Origin of the sequence: Microbacterium sp. Be9 (assembly GCF_011754135.1) — a bacterium.
Classification (GTDB): Bacteria; Actinomycetota; Actinomycetes; order Actinomycetales; family Microbacteriaceae; genus Microbacterium; species Microbacterium maritypicum_A.
Genome location: NZ_WNWT01000006.1, coordinates 630,006 through 646,789, shown reverse-complemented (window position 1 = coordinate 646,789; position 16,784 = coordinate 630,006). Strand labels below are relative to the sequence as shown.

Sequence of the window (16,784 nt, the reverse complement as noted above, 5' to 3'; positions counted from 1 at the left end):
GGCGCCGCACCTCTTCCGCATCCGTCACGCGACGGCTGCCCGCAGCGCCCGATCGATCTCGGCCACCGCAGCCGTGAGCGGACCTGGCCGGCGCACCAGGTAGAGGGTGTTGATCGGCGGATCGTCGGTCTCGCGCAGCACGACCAGCCGACCGTCGGCGAGCTCCTCGGCGATCAGATAGGTCGGCAGCACCGTGATTCCCGCTCCGGCGACGGCTGCGGCGGCGAGCGCCCGGAGGTCGGACACGATCAGCGCGGGCTCGCGCTCGAGTCGAATGCCGAACGCATGCCGCCAGTACCGCCGCAGGATCGGTACGTCGTGGGCGTAGGCGAGAAGGGGGACGGCGTCGAGGTCGCCCGGTGCGAGCGCGGACGAAGGAGCGAGACCGAGGGAAGGGGCCGCGACGAGCACGAAGTCCTCATCGACGAGGGCCGCAGAAGGAAGGGCGCGGCCCTTCGGTCGGACGGCGGAGATCACGAGGTCGAGGCTTCCGGCACGGAGCTGATCGAGCAGGTCTTCCGCGAGCCCCGCGGCGACCGTGATCCGTTGCCCCTCCGCGATCATCGACGCCAGCGCGGGCATCAGCACCCGCTCGACGAACTCCGCTGCGCCGCCGATTCGCATCGGGGGCGCCTCGGTCGGCGACGGGCTTCCGAGGGCGAGGGCGAGCGCGTCGAGCGGACCGGACAGGCGCGCAGCCAGGTCATCGGCGCGAGGGGTCGGGAGGATCCCCCGCGCGTGACGGACGAAGAGAGGCTCCCCGATGCTCCGCTCCAGAGCCTGCAACTGCGTCGTCACCGAGGACTGGGCGACTCCCAGCGTGCGCGCCGCCGCCGACACGGACCCGGAGCGGTGCGCGGCGAGGAAGGTGCGCCACAGTGCGAGGTCACGCAACCCATCGCCATTCCGATCACTCATATCGGAAATCTATCGGAATCGGATGCGAGAGCTGTCCGTTGTCCTCGATATCGCATCCTGCACGGCGTCTGCCGTCCGACCCCTCTGGAGCACGCATGTCCTCTGTTCTCTTCGTCGTCACCGCCGCCCGCACCTGGACCCTCACCGACGGCACCGCGCACCCGACCGGTTACTGGGCCGAGGAGCTGCTCACTCCCTATCGCGCGCTGCGCGACGCGGGTCACTCGGTGTCGTTCGCGACCCCGGGCGGCGTCGCCCCCGTCGCCGATGCGTCCAGCCTCTCCGAGGGCGACGCCGAAGCGATCGCCGCGATCCATCAGCTCGCCGCCCCGCTGATCCTGGCCGACGTCGACCCCGCGGACTACGACGCCGTCTACTACCCCGGCGGGCACGGTCCGATGCAGGACCTCGCGGTCGACGAGGACTCGGCCGCGCTGATCACGGCGACGCTCGCCGCCGGCCGCCCGCTCGCGGCCGTCTGCCACGGACTGGCCGCCCTGCTTCCTGCCCGCACCGCAGCCGGAGAATCGGTCGTGGCCGGACGCCGCATCACCGGGTTCACCGATGAGGAGGAGCGCATCGGCGGCCTCGCCGACCGCGCACCCTTCCTGCTCGAGAGCGAACTGCGGGCACGGGGCGCCGAGCTCGACATCGCCGCCCCGTGGAGCGACAACACCGTGATCGACGGCCTGCTCATCACCGGTCAGAACCCGCAGTCATCGGCATCCGCCGCCCGCGCGCTCATCGCGGCGCTCTCCTGAGCCGTCGCCGGCGCCGCGATCATCGCGGCGCCGGTTCTGCTCAGGCCCCCGATTCCCTGCCGCTCGCCTTCGCCTTCCCTCCGGACTCCACCAGCGAGAGCGGATCCGCGATGTCTTCCAGCGACTTCCCTGCGGCGCTCACCCCGAAGACCCCGCAGACGATACCTCCGAACATCATGATCGCCGCGCCGAGCACGTAGCCCCAGAACAGCGGGCCCCGGTCCCCGCTCTCGGCGCTCTGACCGATCAGGGCGCCGTAGAGCACCGGCGCGATCGCTCCGACCAGCTGCCCGATCGAGAAGATGTACGAGATGACCTGGCTCCGGAGCTCCAGCGGGAAGATCTCGCTGACCGTCAGGTACGCCGCGGAGGCGCCGGCGGAGGCGAAGAAGAACGAGGCGCACCAGAACGCCGTGTGCGTCGCGGCGTTGAGCACTCCGGCGTTGAACAGGAAGGCGCTCACGAGAAGGATGAGGCCGGCGAGCATGTACGTGCCGAACAGCATCCGCCGCCGCCCCCAGGTGTCGAAGAAGTGCCCGAGGATGAGCGCGCCGGCGAGGTTTCCGACCGCGAACACGATGAAGTACTGCGATGCCGACGCCGGCGGGGTGTCGTAGAAGTTCTCGAGCACCAGCGCATACGTGAAGAAGATCGCGTTGTACAGGAACGACTGCGTCACCATCATCGTGATGCCCACCAGCGTGCGCCGGGGATACTTGCGGAACAGCACCTTCGCGATGACGAGGAACGGGACACGGCCGTACTCCTTGACCGTGATCGCCTTGCTCTCGTCGACCGGCGGGATCGTCTTCCCCTCCTTGCGGATGCGCTCCTCGATCTCGTCGACATTGCGCTCCGCCGCTTCCTCGCGCCCGTGGGTCATCTGCCATCTCGGGCTCTCCGGGATGTGTCGGCGCATCCAGATGAGCAGAATCCCGAGAACCGGACCGAGGAAGAAGCTGAGTCGCCAGCCGATGTCCTCAGGGAGGATGTCGGTGTTCAGGAAGAACACGTTCGCCACGGCGCCGAGCGCCGCGCCGCCCCAATAGGTGCCGTTGATCGCGATGTCGACGCGGCCCCGGTACTTCGCCGGGATGATCTCGTCGATCGCCGAGTTGATCGCCGCATACTCGCCGCCGATGCCGGCACCCGCGACGAACCGCCAGATGTAGAAGAACCAGGGCGCGAAGGCGAGTCCGGCGACGGCGGATCCGACGAGGTACACCGCGAGCGAGACGAGGAAGAGCTTCTTGCGTCCGAGGCGATCGGTGAGGCGTCCGAAGAAGAGCGCTCCGAACACCTGCCCGAGCAGATAGCACGTACCGGCGAGTCCCACCTCGGCCGGTCCCATCCCGAGGGTGGCGGCGTAGCCGTTGGCGGCGACGATCTGCACTTCGAGGCCGTCGAGGATCCACGAGAATCCGAGTCCCACGACGATCAGCCAGTGGAATCGCGACCAGGGCAGCCGGTCCATGCGTGCGGGGACGAGCGAGCGGACCTCCTTGACGGTGGTGTCGGATGCGGACATGGACCCTCCTTCGTCCGGGACGCGCGTTCGTCCCGGATACGGTCTTACTCCCGTCGCGCTCCCCGGCGCATCCGCTTGACCCCGGGCTGCCGGCACGCTACAGCCCCGAATCGCGCGAATGGCTCCATCCCGGGTGGAGATGGAGCCATTCAGGCGATGGGAACGCGGAGCTCAGGCGGAGACGTGCCGCTCGTCCGGGCCGTCGTAGAAGGACAGCGGACGGATCAGCGCGTTCGACCCCGCCTGTTCGATCACGTGAGCCGTCCACCCCGTCACCCGCGCCGCGACGAACAGCGGCGTGAAGGTCAGGGTGTCGAAGCCGATCAGGTTGTACGCGGGCCCTGAGGGGTAGTCGAGGTTCGGGTAGATGCCCTTGCGCGCGACGAACTCCGACTCGAGCGCATCGTAGAGAGCGGCGACCTCGGGGCGGTCGTAGTGCTCCACGAGGGTGTCGAGCGCGGCCTTCATGGTCGGCACCCGAGAGTCGCCCTTCTTGTAGACGCGGTGCCCGAAGCCCATGATCTTGCGCTTCTCGGCGAGCGCCTTGTCGAGCCACGGCACCACGTTGTCGGCCGTGCCGATGTCATCGAAGATGTGCAGCACGGCTTCGTTGGCGCCACCATGCAGCGGGCCCTTGAGAGCGCCGATCGCACCGACCACCGCCGAGTAGATGTCGCTCAGGGTCGAGGTGATCACGCGCGCGGTGAACGTCGAGGCGTTGAAGGAGTGCTCGGCGTACAGGATCATCGAGCGGTTGAAGGCGTCGACCACCACGTCGTCCGCTTCTTCGCCGAAGGTCATCCAGAGGAAGTTCGCCGAGTAGTCGAGGTCGTCGCGCGGCGCGATGATCTCCTGTCCACGACGGCGACGCTGACCGTAGGCGACGATCGCCGGGAGGGCGGCGAACAGGCGGATGCTCCGCTCGAGGTTCTGCTCCGGACTGCCGCCTGCATCGAGCACGGAGCCGCCGGCACCGGGATCGGAGGCACCGATCAGGCTGACCGCGGTGCGCACTTCGTCCATCGGGTGCGCGTCCAACGGCACCAGATCGATCGCGGTCTTGACGTTGTCGGCCAGCGCACGGTGCTTCCGCTCCTCCAACCGGAACGCCGCGAGCTCCTCGGGCGTGGGCAGCTCACCGTTCCACAACAGGTGCGCGACGGCTTCGAACGGCTGCGTGTCGGCCAGCTCCTGCACCGGGTAGCCGCGGTACAGCAGGCTGTTCGTCTCGGGGTTGACCTTCGAGATCGCGGTCGTGTCGACGACGACTCCCGCGAGGCCCTTCTTGATGTCCGGCTCGGTCATGGTCACTCCTTCGTGATGGTGAAGTTGAAGACGCCGGAGTCGAAGTGGTTGTACGACTCGTAGTCGATCAGATCGTAGAGATCGGCGCGATGCTGCATCTCGCCGAGCTTCGAGGTCAGATGCCCCTCCTCGTTCAGAGTATCCAGTGCGCGGCCCGCAGCCCCCATCGAGATGCGCAGCAGCGACACCGGCCAGATGACCAGGTTCACTCCCGCGTCGCGCAGCTGGTCGACCGAGAAGAGCTCGCTCTTGCCGAACTCGGTCATGTTCGCCAGGATCGGCACGTCGAGCGCCTCGGCCATGGCCTCGAACTCGGCGAGCGTGCGCATCGCCTCGGGGAACACCGCGTCGGCACCGGCATCCACCAGGGCCTTCGCGCGGTCGATCGCCGCGTCCAGCCCCTCGACCGCCCGGATGTCGGTTCGCGCCATGATGAGGAAGTTCTCGTCACGACGGGCGTCGGCGGCGGCACGGATGCGCTTGATCGCGGTGTTCTCGTCGACCACGGCCTTGCCGTCGAGGTGGCCGCAGCGCTTCGGGTTGATCTGGTCCTCGATGTGCGTGCCGGCCAGGCCCGCGTCCTCGAGCTCCTGGATCGTGCGGGCGACGTTCATCGGCTCGCCGAAGCCGGTGTCGGCGTCGACGATCGCGGGGAGGTCGGTCATGCGGGCGATCTGCTTCGCGCGTCCGGCGACCTCGGTCAGCGTGGTCAGGCCGATGTCGGGCAGCCCCAGGTCGGCGGAGAGCACGGCGCCGGAGATGTAGACGCCGTCGAAGCCCTTCTGCTCGATCAGACGGGCGCTCAGGGGGTTGAACGCGCCGGGGAAGCGCAGCAGTTCACCGCTCGCGAGCCGCTCACGGAACAGCCGCCGCTTCTCGGCGGGGGTGACGGTGGAATACAGCATCAGAACAGTCCTGCCGGCGTGGGTGCGGCCTCGAGCAGGCCGGGCTTCGCGACGATCGACAGCTCACCGACCTCGGCAGCCGTCAGCTCGGGCAGACGCTGCACGAGGGCGAGGAACCGCTCGATCTCGGCCGGCTCGAGCACGGGCTCTGCCAGCAGACGGAACTTCGCGATGTAGTTCTCGCGGGCGAACGGGCGTGCTCCCAGCGGGTGCGCGTCGGCCACGGCGATCTCGTCGACCACTGTCGAGCCGTCGGTCAGGCGGATCTCGACGCGACCGCCGAACGCCTTCTCTGCCGGGTCCTCCGAGTGGTAGCGGCGGGTCCACTCGGCGTCTTCGGCCGTGGTGATCTTGTGCCACAGCGCGACGGTGTCGGCGCGGCCCGCGCGCTCGGGGGCGTAGGAGTCGACGTGGTGCCACCCGCCATCCTGCAGCGCCACCGCGAAGATGTACGGCACCGAGTGGTCGAGCGTCTCGCGCGAAGCGGTCGGGTCGTACTTCTGCGGGTCGTTCGCGCCGGAGCCGATCACGTTGTGGGTGTGGTGGCTGGTGTGGATCACGATCTGATCGATGTTCGCGGGGTCGCGCAGCGCCGGGTTCTCGATGCCGAGCTTGCGGGCGAGGTCGATGAGCGCCTGCGCCTGGTACTCGGCCGAGTGCTCCTTCGTGTACGAGTCGAGGATCGCGCGCTTGGGCTCGCCGGCGGCGGGCAGCGGCACGTCGTACGCCGCGTCCTTGCCGTCGAGCATCCAGGCGATCACACCGTCTTCGCCCTCATAGATCGGCGCGGGACTGGTCTGTCCGCGCATCGCACGGTCGACGGCTTCGACGGCCATCTTGCCGGCGAAGGCCGGAGCGTGCGCCTTCCAGGTCGAGATCTCGCCCTTGCGGCTCTGACGCGTCGCGGTCGTGGTGTGCAGCGCCTGGCCGACGGCCTGGTAGATGGTCTCGACGTCGAGTCCGAGGAGGGTGCCGATGCCGGCCGCGGCAGACGGGCCGAGGTGGGCGACGTGATCGATCTTGTGCTTGTGCAGGCAGATCGCGCGTACCAGGTCCATCTGGATCTCGTAGCCGGTGGCGATGCCGCGCACGAGCGCCCGGCCGTCCTTGCCGGTGTGCTGTGCGACCGCGAGGATCGGCGGAATGTTGTCGCCGGGGTGCGAGTACTCCGCCGCGAGGAAGGTGTCGTGATAGTCGAGCTCGCGCACGGCCACACCGTTGGCCCAGGCCGCCCACTCGGGGCTGGTGCGGTGGTCGAGGGCGGCACCGAAGAGGTTCGCTCCGACGCCGCCGGTGGAGACAGGATGGCTGAACGCCTGCGCGCGGGCCGCGTTGATCGGGCCGCGGGTGAGGGAGGCCGCCGCCACCGAGGCGTTGTCGATGATGCGGTTGATGATCATGTCGACGACGTCCTGCTCGACCTCGACCTGATCGGCGGCGACCTGGGCGATCTTCCAGGCGAGCTGGTCTTCCCTGGCGAGGTTCTCGTCGCTGCGGTGCACGCGGACGTGGTGGGTGACAGTCATTTCTTATCCTTCACTGGTGCGGGGGTCGACGGTGGTGCGGGGGTCGAGCGAATCGAGGATGCCGGCGAGCGCGTTGTGCAGGTGCACGTGCGTGGCGTGGGCGGCGAGGTCGCCGTCGCGCGCGGCGAGCGCCTCGGCGATGGTGCGGTGCTCTGCGGCGGAGGCGGCGAGGCGGGCGGGCTTGTCGCGGGCCATCCGACGCACGCGCACGAGGTGCGTGCGCACGGTGCGCAGCGCCGAGGCGATGTAGTCGTTGGCGACGGCCGCATCGAGCGCGGCATCGAAGCGGGCGATCAGGGCGTAGTACGCGTCGCGTCCCTCGACGGCGTCGAGATCGACGTGTGCGAACTCGTCCGCGAGTGCCGCGAAGAGCTGCGCGTCTCCTCTGGCGGCGGCGAGACGGGCGGAGCTCTCCTCGAGGGCGCGGCGGATCTCGAAGAGGGAACGAATGTCGTCGGCATCGAGACCCGCCACCACAGTGACCCGCGGCGACTGCTGCACGACGAGCCCGTCGGCGATGAGGCGCCGGAGCGCTTCGCGCATCGGCGTGCGGCTGACGCCCAGCCGCTCGGCCTGCTCGACCTCGCCGAGCACGACGCCGGCTGCCAGCGTGCCGGACTGGATGTCGTCGAGCAGGGCCGCGTACGCACGATCACTCGCGGAGGTGCGTTCGACGGCGATGGTCATGCCCTCAGTGTATACATAAAGCCAGGCTGCGGGCTCAGAACTCTTCCTCAGCCCGCTTCCCGTATACATTATCGGCCGCGGACATCGGCTCCACAGGCACCGGCCCCACAGGCACCGGCTCCACGAACTCCGGCGCCGCGGGTTCGCCCAGCTTGACGACCACCACACCCACGAGCACCAGCACGCCACCGAGAGCCTGCAGCAGGTCGGGGAGCTGTCCGAGCAGCAGCCAGCCGAACAGGAGCGCGGCGACCACCTCGGCGAGCGCCACGAACGAGGCGAGTCGCGACCCCAGCATCCGCGTCGAGGCGATGCCGAGCAGGTACGCGAGCGCGGTCGCGACGACGCCCATCGCCAGCACCGGCACGAACCAGGGCACACTGCCGAACCGGTAGGCGATGTCGTCGGTCGTCCACCGGATCGGCAGCACACCGATCGCGCCGGCCACGGTGAGCCCGAGCGCGCCGAGCAGCAGACCGCTGCCGGCGAGAGCGATCGGCGGCAGCCCCGTGTCGGCTTTGGCCGAGAGCACGAAGTACGTCGCCGCCCCCACCATGGCCCCGAGCGCCCACAGGATACCGGCCACGTTGACGTCGGCGCCGGTGAGGATGTCGAGCATGAGCACCAGTCCGACGAAGGCGATGGCCGCACCGATGATGCTCCGTCGTGTCGGACGCTCCCCCCGCCGCAACCAGAGCCACAGCAGCACCGCGATCGGAGCGGTGTACTCGATGAGCAGCGCCAGTCCGACATCCATGACCGCGACGGCCTGGAAGTAGAAGAGCTGGGTCGCGGCGACTGCCAGCAGTCCATAGGCGAGGATCATGCCCGCGTTGCGCCGCAGCAGCCCCCACCGTCCGCGCAGGGACAGGATCGCGGGGATCAGCAGTACGAGCGCGGCGACCCAGATGCGCGCGGTGACCGCGGCACCGGGCGTCCATCCCGCATCGATGAGCCCGCGCGCCCATCCACCCGACATTCCGAAGGCGAAAGCCGCGGCGATCGCCAGCGGCAGCCCGAGGCGCACCCCGCGGGCGGAGGCGACCGCCCTGTCACTGCTCACCGTGCTCATGATCGATGACGCTACTCGCGCGCGCTGTAAGATGTCAACATGATCTTCACCGATGACACGGAGGAGGCGCTGCGGTCCGCCGTCTGGCTGGTGAACTCCGCCGAACAGCCAGACACACTGACCGACCTCGACGATGAAGACACGTTCCTCCGCGAGTTCCCGTACACCGGGCGCCTCGACCGCGACGAGCTCGAGGTGGCGTCGCTGCGCGAGCTGCGTCCACGCCTGCGCACCATGCTGCTGGCACCGCGCGACGAGATGGCCGCGCACGTCAACGACGCCCTTGCGGAATCACGCCTCACCCCGGCTCTGCGCCGGCATGACGGCGTGGACTGGCACCTGCACGCCGTCGCCGACGAGCAGCCCTTCGCCGAGCGCATCCTGATCGAGACCGCGATGGCGCTGATCGACGTCATCCGCGCCGACGAGGGGTCGCGTCTCACCGTGTGCGAGGACGACACCTGCCGATCGATCGCCCTCGACCTCTCGCGCAACCGCTCGAAGCGGTACTGCTCGACGACGTGCGCGAACCGCAACGCCGTCGCCGCCTACCGAGCGAGGCTCGCGGCCGAGTGACCCGGCGCTGACTCCGACACCCCCGGCTGCGCGCTCCGGCCCCGGCTGACCCCGCGTTCCGGTCGCGCGTGGCCCCCGCGTTCCGGTCGCACTTCCTGCCGGGTTTTTCCCGATCAGGCGGCACCAACTGCGACCGGAGCAGCAGTAACCGGCACCAACCGCGACCGGAGGACCAGCAGCCGGCACCAACTGCGACCGGAAGACCACCGCCGACCGCCGCACCGCGCGCAGATGCGCGCCGCGGATCGCGCGCGGGAGCGATCCGCTCTGGACGCCACCTGTCATAACAGGTACAGTGAACCTGTCATTACAGGTTGCGCAGCGCCGCAGCACCGTTACGAGGAGCACCGATGCCCGAGTTCCATACCCCGCCGATCTCTCCGATGGCGATCGCCTTCGACGCCGAGAAGCTCACGCTCTCCCCCGAGGGCCCGACCCTCACCCGGCGGATGTCCGACCTCGAGGGGCTCTTCCTCGACGCAGATGCCTGGGCTGCGGCATCGGCCGGCGAGAACCCCGTGGTCTACACGGTCGTCAGCTCCCCCGTGCCCGAGATCGACCGCGAGCTGCCGCAGTCGATCACCACGATCATGCCCGGCGACACCTCCGGCGAGCTCTGGATGACCAAGGGCCACCAGCACCCGGACCACCAGGGCGAGATCTACCTGGCGTTGAAGGGGCATGGCGGACTGCTGATGTTCGACGGCGAGCGCACTGAGTGGCTCGACATGCTCCCTGGCACGATCGGCTACATCCCTCCGGGCTGGGCTCACCGTTCCGTCAACACCGGCGACGAGCCCTACGCCTTCCTCGCGGTGTACCCGGGAGGAGCAGGACACGACTACGGCTGGGTGCTGGAGCACGGCATGGGCTCGCGCGCCTACCGCGGAGCCTCCGGCGTCGACCTGCGTCCCTACGCGGAATAGGCTCCGGCCATGATCATCGCGCACGACCTGGGCACCACCGGGAACAAGGCGTCGCTGCACCACGATGACGGCCGTCTCGTCGCCTCGGTCACCGTCCCCTACCCCGCGCACTTCGCCGCGGGCGGGGTCGCCGAGCAGGATCCCGCCGACTGGTGGGATGCGGTCGTCGCCGCCACGCGCGATCTGATCGCCCGCACCGGCACGGCCCCGACCGACATCGCCGGACTCGTGGTGAGCGGCCAGATGATGGGTGCCGTGCTGCTCGACGCCCATGGTGAACCCGCACGCCCGGCGATCATCTGGGCCGACACCAGGGCCGGCGCGCAGCAGCGCGAGCTCGAGGCCGCGATCGGCGCCGAACGCGCGTACGGCATCCTGGGCCACCGCCTCAACCCCACCTACTCCGTCGAGAAGGTCATGTGGGTGCGCGACAACGAGCCCGACACCTGGGCGCGCGTGCGACGCGTCTGCGTCGCGAAGGACTTCATCGTGCTGCGCCTGACCGGGCGCCTCGCGACCGATCGCTCCGACGCGTCGGGCACGAACGCCTACGACCAGGCCACGGGCACGTGGTCGGACGAGGTGCTGCAGGCTGCGCGCCTCGACCCGGCGTTGTTCCCCGAGATCCTGGAATCCACGCAGATCGCCGGCACGTTGACGGATGCCGCAGCCGACGCCCTCGGCCTCCCCGCGAGCGTGCGTGTGGTGATGGGCGGCGGCGACGGCCCGATGGCCGCCGTCGGCTCGGGTGTCGTCGCGCCGGAGGACGGCCCCTACGTCTGCCTGGGCACATCGTCGTGGATCTCGTTCGCGGCCGACGCCCCGCTGCACGACCCTGCGATGCGTACCTTCACATTCGACAACGTCGTGCCAGGCTCGTTCGTGCCGACCGCCACCATGCAGGCCGGCGGCGCCTCGGTGCAGTGGATCGCCGAGGCCCTCTCCCCCGATCCGGCGCACCCCGAGACCGGACGACTGACGGCCGAGGCCTCCGCCGACGTCGACACCGACGATCTCTACTTCCTCCCTTATCTGCTCGGCGAGCGCTCTCCGATGTGGGATCCGGAGGCGCGGGGCGCATTCGTCGGCCTCGCCCGCCACCACGCCAGGGCGCACCTCGTGCGGGCCGTGCTGGAGGGCACCGCGTTCAACCTGCTCAGCTGCATCCAGGCGTTCCGCGAAGCCGGCGCCGTGATCGACCGCATCGACGCGGTCGGCGGCGGAGCCCAGAGCGACGTGTACCTCTCGGTGCTCGCCGACGTGTGGGGTGTGCCCGTGCGCCGCCGGACGATCGTCGAAGAGGCGAACAGCCTCGGCGCCGCGGTGACCGCCGCGGTCGGGCTCGGCCTCACCGACTTCTCGGCCGCCCGCGCCCTGAGCGAGGTCACGGCCGAGTTCATTCCGGATGCGGCACGTCACGCCGTCTATGCCGAGCGGCACGCCCGCTTCGCCGACGCCTACACGGCTCTCGCGCCGTGGTTCGCCGGACGGCCGCGCTGATGGGCGTCATCCTCGTCACCAGCCGCTCGTTCTCCGACGGCGACCTCGACCTGGTCGAGCGCGCGGCGCAGGCGGGTCACCGCATCCTGCGCGGGCCTGCCCACCACGACCTCGACGAGCTGCGGTCGCTGCTGCACGGTGCCGACGCCTGGATAGCCGGCACCGGGTCCGTCACCGACGCGCATCTCGCCGCGGCCCCGAAACTCAAGGTCGTCGCCCGCTATGGTGTCGGCACCGAGTCCGTCGATCTCGACGCCGCGCGCGACCGCGGCATCCCGGTGACCAACACCCCCGGTGCCAACGCCGACGCGGTCGCCGACCATGCGGTCGGACTGATGCTCGCCGCCCTCCGCTTCGTGCCCGACGGCGACCGCCGCGTGCGCGCGGGCGACTGGGGTGTGCGGCGTGGTCGCGAGCTCGGCGCCGCCACGGTCGGCATCGTCGGCTTCGGGCGCATCGGCCAGGGCGTCGCCGCACGGCTGAGCGGCTTCGGACCGCGCGTGCTGGCGGCCGATCCGTTCCTTCCCGACGATGTCGTGCGGGAGCGGGGTGCGGAGCCCGTCTCGCTCGGCGACCTGTTCCGCGCGGCCGACGTGATCACCCTGCACGCTCCGGGCGGGCAGCGGCTCGTCGACGCCGAGCGCCTCGCCGGCATGCGACCGGGAACCGTGCTGGTCAACACCGCCCGCGGCGACCTGATCGACGAAGCCGCCGTGGCACAGGCGCTGCACGACCGCATCCTCGCCGGCTACGCGGCCGACACCCTCGACGGCGATACCGCGGCGCACGACAGCCCGCTGCTCGCGCCGGAACTCGCCGACCGCGTGATCGTCACCCCGCACCTGGGCGCACAGACCACGCAGGCGGTCGACAACATGGGGTCCCTGTCGCTCGCTGACGTGATCGCGGTCCTCTCCGGCGCCGAGCCCGCCCACCCCGTCCCCAGCCCCGTCCCCGTCGCCGTCCCCGAGGAGACCCGATGACCACCACCGCCGACGTCGTCGCCACCGCACACGCTCCGGCATCCGCCGACTACATGGGCTTCGTCGGGGTGACCACCGCGTCGTCGTCGATCATGAAGGTCTTCCCCCTGTGGGCCGACATCCTGGACCTGCCGACGCGCACCCTGGTCGGCCACGACCTGCCGATGGATGCCGAGCCCGCGCAGTACCGCGCCATGGTCGAGCAGATCCGCGACGACCCCCATCACCGCGGCGCGCTCGTCACCACGCACAAGATGAACGTGTACGCCGCGGCATCCGACCTGTTCGACGAGCTGGATCCGTTCGCGGTGTCGTGCTCCGAGATCTCCAGCATCGCGAAGCGCGGCACGGTCCTGTCAGGGCGGGCCAAGGATCCGATCACGGTCGACCTGGCCCTGAACGACTTCCTTCCCGCCGATCACTTCGCTCGCACGGGCGGTGCGGTCGTGATCCTCGGAGCCGGTGGATCGGGCACCGCGCTGAGCTGGGCACTGGCCGAGCGGGCCGACGCCCCGTCGAAGATCACGGTCACCGCCCGCACACAGGACAAGCTCGACCACCTGCGCGAGGTGCACCGTCAGCACGGCACCCGCGAGGGCCTGATCGAGTACGTCGTGACGGCGACCCCCGCAGACGCCGATGCCCTGGTGGCTGCGGCCCCCGCAGGATCGGTGATCGCGAACGCGACCGGTCTCGGCAAGGACCGCCCCGGCTCGCCCCTGACCGACGCCGTGGTGTTCCCCGAGGGGGCGTACGCATGGGAGTTCAACTACCGCGGCTCGCTCGAGTTCCTGCACCAGGCCGAGGCTCAGGCATCCGCCCGCGGGCTGCACGTGGTCGACGGGTGGCGCTACTTCATCCATGGCTGGTCGCAGGTGGTGGCCGACGTGTTCGAGCTCGACCTCACGCCCGACGTCGTCGAACGGCTCGCCGAGGCCGCGGAGTCGGTGCGCTGATGCCCGCCGTCGTCCGGACCGTGCTCGGCGACATCGCCCCTGCGCTCCTCGGGCGGGTGGACTATCACGAGCACCTGTTCCAGGTGACTCCGCTGCTGCCGGGCGACGAACTCGACGACGAGAAGGCCTCGGGCGAAGAAGCCGCCCTGCTGCAGGCGAGCGGGTTCGAGACGATGGTGGATGCCACGCCGTTCGGTCTCGCGCGCGACCCCGCAGCCCTCGCCCGGATCAGCGTCTCGACCGGACTGCACATCGTCGCGACGACCGGACGACACCGGGAGGCCCACTACGGCGCGGACCATCCGATGCAGGTGTGGACCGCCGACCGTCTGGCCGCCCTCTTCATCGCCGACATCATGCGCGGCATGCCCGCCGACGACGGGGAGATCTTCGAGACACCCGAGGCGCCCCTCGCCGCGGCACCCGATGGCAGCCCCGTGCGCGCAGGTCTCCTCAAGGGCGGCGCCGACTACTGGCGCATCAGCCCGTTCGAGCGCACCACCCTGATCGCCGTGGCCGAGGCGCACCGCGCGACGGGCGCCCCGGTCATGGTGCATCTGGAGTTCGGCACGGCAGCCCACGAGGTGCTCGACCTGCTCGGGGCCGAGGGCGTGTCCGCCGACCGTGTCGTGCTGGCGCACGCCGACCGCGACCCCGACCCCGGGCTGCACGCGTCGCTCGCCGAACGCGGTGCCCACCTCGGGTACGACGGCTTCGCGCGTCCGCGCACCCGCTCCGACGCCGAACTGCTCGCCCTGACCGTCGCGGTGGTCGAGCGTGGTGCCGGCGACCGGATCGTGCTCGGCGGCGACGTCGCCCGGCGCACGAGGTACATCGCGTACGGCGGCATGCCCGGACTCGCCTACCTCGGCGACCGCTACCTCCCGCGCCTCCGCGCGGCCGTGGGAGACGAGGCCGTGCATCGAATGCTCGTGTCCACCCCGGCGCGGTTGCTGACCCTCTCGCCCTGACCCTGCCGCCCTGATCCGCGCCCTGAGCACGAGCATGGCCATGAGCATCCGCTTCCACCCCCGACACCCCCGAGGAGACACCGTGTCCGAGCCGACCATCCTGCACGCCACGTTCACCGCCCAGCCCGGAGCCGGCGATCGCGTGGCCGCCCTGGTGCGTGACTTCGCCGAGGTCGTGCGCGCCGAGGAGGGCAACGTCGTCTTCGATGCGACCCGGCTCGTCGACGACCCCGACCGCTTCTTCGTCTACGAGGTCTACCGCGACGAGGCGGCCTTCCAGGCGCACATCGCCGCCCCCGCCGGAGTCCCCTTCAACGTGGCGTTGCAGGAGCTCATCGTCGAACCGACGTCGCAGCTCACCTTCCTCCGCCGCCTCTGACGGCTGCGACGCCGTTCAGCGATCGAGCCGGGGATCCCGCAGGGCTGCCATCGCCTCCACAAGGCTCTCGTGGATGTACTCGAGCTCTGGCGAGGTGAAACTCGACCAGTCGTCTTCGGCGGCATCGTGCCCTTCGGCCTCTCCACCGTCCGTAGATCCGTTCCACGTGGCAACGTCCGCTCCGTCGGCATCCCACGTCTGATCCTGCGGAACATGGGCGTAGACCCACCAGAGATTTTCCGAGGGGTCGGCGAAGCGCGAGAACGTATCTCCGAAGAAGTCGGTCGGCCGGGTCACGATACGGGCGCCGAGTTCGACGGCTCGTGCGAGCGTTCCCTCGACGTCGTCGACGTACACCTGGAGGAATCCGGGAGTGAAGGGCCAGTCGGGCTTGCGGTCGGCGACAGTGATGACGGAATCGCCGATGCGCAACTCTGAGTGCAGGATCAGTCCGTCGGTGTCGACGGTGCGGGCCTCGGGAACGTCGGTCGCCCCGAAGACCTCGATCACGAAGTCGATGATGCGGGCCGCGTCGTCGGTCATGAGGAAGGGGTTGATGGTGTTCGATCCTGCCGGGAGGGCGGGAGTGCTGCTCATGGTGTGTGTCCTTTCGTCGCGATCACTCTGACAGCCACCCCGGACAGATTCTGTCCTCGATCGTCGAACGCCGCCCCATGCCGGCCCCGAACGCGAAGAAGCCCCCCACCCGAAGGCGAGGGGCTTCTTCGCGTCAGCGGGGTGTCACTCGTAGAGCACAGCCGCGATCTTCGGGTCGTCGATGTTGCTCTTGTCGTACCAGTACGAACCGGTGTCGTAGAACTTCTCGACGTCCTTGCCGTTGGCGGCGTCGTAGGCCGCCTGCACGACCTGGGCACCGATGCCGATCGGGTCCTGCGTGATGGCACCGGCCATGGTGCCGTCCTTGATGGCGTTGATCTGTGCGGCACCGGAGTCGAAGCCGACGATGGTGATCTTGCCCTTCTCGAGGCCCAGCTCGTTCACGGCGTTCACGACGCCGATGGCCGAGCCCTCGTTGGTGCCGTAGATGCCCTTGAGGTCGGGGTGTGCCGCGATCAGGGTCTTGGCGATGTCAGCCGACTTGAGGTGGTCGCCGTCGCCGTACTGGATGTCGACGATCTCGATGTCGGGGTAGTCCGCCTTGATCTTGTCGACGAAGCCGTCGCGACGCTCGACACCGGTCGAGTTGATCTGCGAGTGGCCGACGATCGCGACCTGTCCTTCGCCGCCGATCAGGTCGGCCATGTGCTCGGCAGCGAGCGCACCGGCGACCTTGCTGTCGGTGGCCGACAGGCTGAGCCCGACGTCACCGTTGCAGGGGGCGTCGAAGTAGACGACGGGGATGTCCTTCGCCTTGGCCTGCTCGAGCGGAGCGACGCACGCCTCGGGGTCGAGGGCGGCGTAGGCGATGGCGTCCGGGTTCTTGTCGATCGCAGCTGTCAGCATCTCGAGCTGGCCGGCGATCTCGGTCTCGGCTGCGGGGCCCTCGAACGTGATCTTCACGCCGAGCTCCTTCGCCTTGTCCTCTGCACCCTTCTTCACGGCCTGCCAGAACTGGTGCTGGAAGCCCTTCGAGACCATGGCGATGTACATCTCGCCGTCGTTGCTGCCGCCGCTGCTCGAGCCTTCCTCGATCACGTCGCCGCCACCGCCGGCACAGCCGGCGAACACCAGTGCGGATGCGGCCACGAGGGCCACGAGTGCGGTCTTCTTCCCGAATTTCATGAAAACTCCATTGTTTGGGTACGGCTCGGTTTGTTCTGTGTGGATGCC

Annotated in this window: 17 protein-coding genes; 8 read left to right on the top strand and 9 right to left on the bottom strand. The window is 69.6% G+C overall.

All coding sequences use genetic code 11. The features are described from left to right. Positions 1-24: 24 nt before the first annotated feature. A complete protein-coding gene (locus GLO27_RS13960; protein WP_021200331.1) occupies positions 25-918 on the bottom strand; it encodes a LysR family transcriptional regulator in 894 nt (297 codons plus the stop codon). Between the two features lie 95 nt (positions 919-1,013). Between GLO27_RS13960 and GLO27_RS13955 the strand changes: the two genes are divergently transcribed. Continuing rightward, positions 1,014-1,679, top strand: coding sequence for a type 1 glutamine amidotransferase domain-containing protein (locus GLO27_RS13955; RefSeq protein WP_021200330.1), 666 nt, complete (start codon positions 1,014-1,016; stop codon positions 1,677-1,679). Positions 1,680-1,719: 40 nt separating this feature from the next. On the opposite strand, the gene GLO27_RS13950 is transcribed toward GLO27_RS13955, so the two are convergent. From GLO27_RS13950 to GLO27_RS13925, 6 genes are all read right to left on the bottom strand, one after another. Further along, positions 1,720-3,207 (bottom strand): MFS transporter, encoded by a 1,488-nt coding sequence (locus tag GLO27_RS13950; protein ID WP_036271644.1) that lies wholly within the window; start codon positions 3,205-3,207, stop codon positions 1,720-1,722. Positions 3,208-3,378: 171 nt separating this feature from the next. Then, positions 3,379-4,512 (bottom strand): bifunctional 2-methylcitrate synthase/citrate synthase, encoded by a 1,134-nt coding sequence (locus GLO27_RS13945; RefSeq protein WP_167255392.1) that lies wholly within the window; start codon positions 4,510-4,512, stop codon positions 3,379-3,381. Positions 4,513-4,514: 2 nt separating this feature from the next. Then, on the bottom strand, positions 4,515-5,417 hold the full coding sequence (gene prpB, locus GLO27_RS13940; RefSeq protein ID WP_029267764.1) for a methylisocitrate lyase: 903 nt from the start codon (positions 5,415-5,417) through the stop codon (positions 4,515-4,517). Then, positions 5,417-6,943, bottom strand: a complete 1,527-nt coding sequence (locus tag GLO27_RS13935) for an MmgE/PrpD family protein (RefSeq protein ID WP_136024029.1) — start codon at positions 6,941-6,943, stop codon at positions 5,417-5,419. Before GLO27_RS13935 ends, prpB begins: the two co-directional genes overlap by 1 nt. Before the next feature lie 3 nt (positions 6,944-6,946). Next, positions 6,947-7,630 carry a GntR family transcriptional regulator gene (locus GLO27_RS13930; RefSeq protein ID WP_096359634.1) on the bottom strand — a complete coding sequence of 228 codons (684 nt, stop codon included), beginning with the start codon at positions 7,628-7,630 and terminating at the stop codon, positions 6,947-6,949. 34 nt (positions 7,631-7,664) lie between these two features. Beyond that, positions 7,665-8,702, bottom strand: coding sequence for a DMT family transporter (locus GLO27_RS13925; RefSeq protein ID WP_029258489.1), 1,038 nt, complete (start codon positions 8,700-8,702; stop codon positions 7,665-7,667). A gap of 39 nt (positions 8,703-8,741) precedes the next feature. On the opposite strand from GLO27_RS13925, the gene GLO27_RS13920 reads away from it, so the two are divergent. The 7 genes from GLO27_RS13920 (at position 8,742) to GLO27_RS13890 (ending at position 14,993) form a co-directional block, all read left to right on the top strand. After that, positions 8,742-9,278, top strand: a complete 537-nt coding sequence (locus GLO27_RS13920) for a CGNR zinc finger domain-containing protein (RefSeq protein ID WP_021200323.1) — start codon at positions 8,742-8,744, stop codon at positions 9,276-9,278. A gap of 350 nt (positions 9,279-9,628) precedes the next feature. Further along, positions 9,629-10,204: a glucose-6-phosphate isomerase family protein gene (locus tag GLO27_RS13915; protein WP_167255390.1), complete on the top strand. Its 576-nt coding sequence runs from the start codon at positions 9,629-9,631 to the stop codon at positions 10,202-10,204. Between the two features lie 9 nt (positions 10,205-10,213). Further along, entirely contained in the window at positions 10,214-11,704 is a 1,491-nt protein-coding gene (gene xylB, locus GLO27_RS13910) for a xylulokinase (protein ID WP_167255388.1), read from the top strand. Beyond that, positions 11,680-12,687 carry a phosphoglycerate dehydrogenase gene (locus GLO27_RS13905; RefSeq protein WP_167255386.1) on the top strand — a complete coding sequence of 336 codons (1,008 nt, stop codon included), beginning with the start codon at positions 11,680-11,682 and terminating at the stop codon, positions 12,685-12,687. Before xylB ends, GLO27_RS13905 begins: the two co-directional genes overlap by 25 nt. Further along, on the top strand, positions 12,684-13,643 hold the full coding sequence (locus GLO27_RS13900) for a shikimate dehydrogenase (protein ID WP_208323795.1): 960 nt from the start codon (positions 12,684-12,686) through the stop codon (positions 13,641-13,643). Before GLO27_RS13905 ends, GLO27_RS13900 begins: the two co-directional genes overlap by 4 nt. Beyond that, entirely contained in the window at positions 13,643-14,614 is a 972-nt protein-coding gene (locus GLO27_RS13895) for an aryldialkylphosphatase (RefSeq protein ID WP_167255384.1), read from the top strand. The genes GLO27_RS13900 and GLO27_RS13895 overlap by 1 nt, the downstream gene beginning before the upstream one ends. An 82-nt stretch (positions 14,615-14,696) precedes the next feature. After that, on the top strand, positions 14,697-14,993 hold the full coding sequence (locus tag GLO27_RS13890) for a putative quinol monooxygenase (RefSeq protein WP_029267779.1): 297 nt from the start codon (positions 14,697-14,699) through the stop codon (positions 14,991-14,993). Positions 14,994-15,008: 15 nt separating this feature from the next. On the opposite strand, the gene GLO27_RS13885 is transcribed toward GLO27_RS13890, so the two are convergent. Next, positions 15,009-15,590: a VOC family protein gene (locus GLO27_RS13885; RefSeq protein ID WP_167255382.1), complete on the bottom strand. Its 582-nt coding sequence runs from the start codon at positions 15,588-15,590 to the stop codon at positions 15,009-15,011. 144 nt (positions 15,591-15,734) lie between these two features. Beyond that, positions 15,735-16,736 carry an ABC transporter substrate-binding protein gene (locus tag GLO27_RS13880; protein WP_021198327.1) on the bottom strand — a complete coding sequence of 334 codons (1,002 nt, stop codon included), beginning with the start codon at positions 16,734-16,736 and terminating at the stop codon, positions 15,735-15,737. Positions 16,737-16,784 lie beyond the last annotated feature (48 nt).

Bases quoted from the DNA above. Each gene is read 5' to 3' on its own strand.
- GLO27_RS13930 (WP_096359634.1), bottom strand. From the start codon at position 7,630: ATGACCATCGCCGTCGAACGCACCTCCGCGAGTGATCGTGCGTACGCG.
- GLO27_RS13960 (WP_021200331.1), bottom strand. From the start codon at position 918: ATGAGTGATCGGAATGGCGATGGGTTGCGTGACCTCGCACTGTGGCGC.
- GLO27_RS13915 (WP_167255390.1), top strand. From the start codon at position 9,629: ATGCCCGAGTTCCATACCCCGCCGATCTCTCCGATGGCGATCGCCTTC.
- GLO27_RS13925 (WP_029258489.1), bottom strand. From the start codon at position 8,702: ATGAGCACGGTGAGCAGTGACAGGGCGGTCGCCTCCGCCCGCGGGGTG.
- GLO27_RS13885 (WP_167255382.1), bottom strand. From the start codon at position 15,590: ATGAGCAGCACTCCCGCCCTCCCGGCAGGATCGAACACCATCAACCCC.
- GLO27_RS13935 (WP_136024029.1), bottom strand. From the start codon at position 6,943: ATGACTGTCACCCACCACGTCCGCGTGCACCGCAGCGACGAGAACCTC.
- GLO27_RS13950 (WP_036271644.1), bottom strand. From the start codon at position 3,207: ATGTCCGCATCCGACACCACCGTCAAGGAGGTCCGCTCGCTCGTCCCC.
- GLO27_RS13920 (WP_021200323.1), top strand. From the start codon at position 8,742: ATGATCTTCACCGATGACACGGAGGAGGCGCTGCGGTCCGCCGTCTGG.
- GLO27_RS13895 (WP_167255384.1), top strand. From the start codon at position 13,643: ATGCCCGCCGTCGTCCGGACCGTGCTCGGCGACATCGCCCCTGCGCTC.
- GLO27_RS13955 (WP_021200330.1), top strand. From the start codon at position 1,014: ATGTCCTCTGTTCTCTTCGTCGTCACCGCCGCCCGCACCTGGACCCTC.
- GLO27_RS13900 (WP_208323795.1), top strand. From the start codon at position 12,684: ATGACCACCACCGCCGACGTCGTCGCCACCGCACACGCTCCGGCATCC.
- GLO27_RS13880 (WP_021198327.1), bottom strand. From the start codon at position 16,736: ATGAAATTCGGGAAGAAGACCGCACTCGTGGCCCTCGTGGCCGCATCC.
- GLO27_RS13945 (WP_167255392.1), bottom strand. From the start codon at position 4,512: ATGACCGAGCCGGACATCAAGAAGGGCCTCGCGGGAGTCGTCGTCGAC.
- prpB (WP_029267764.1), bottom strand. From the start codon at position 5,417: ATGCTGTATTCCACCGTCACCCCCGCCGAGAAGCGGCGGCTGTTCCGT.
- xylB (WP_167255388.1), top strand. From the start codon at position 10,214: ATGATCATCGCGCACGACCTGGGCACCACCGGGAACAAGGCGTCGCTG.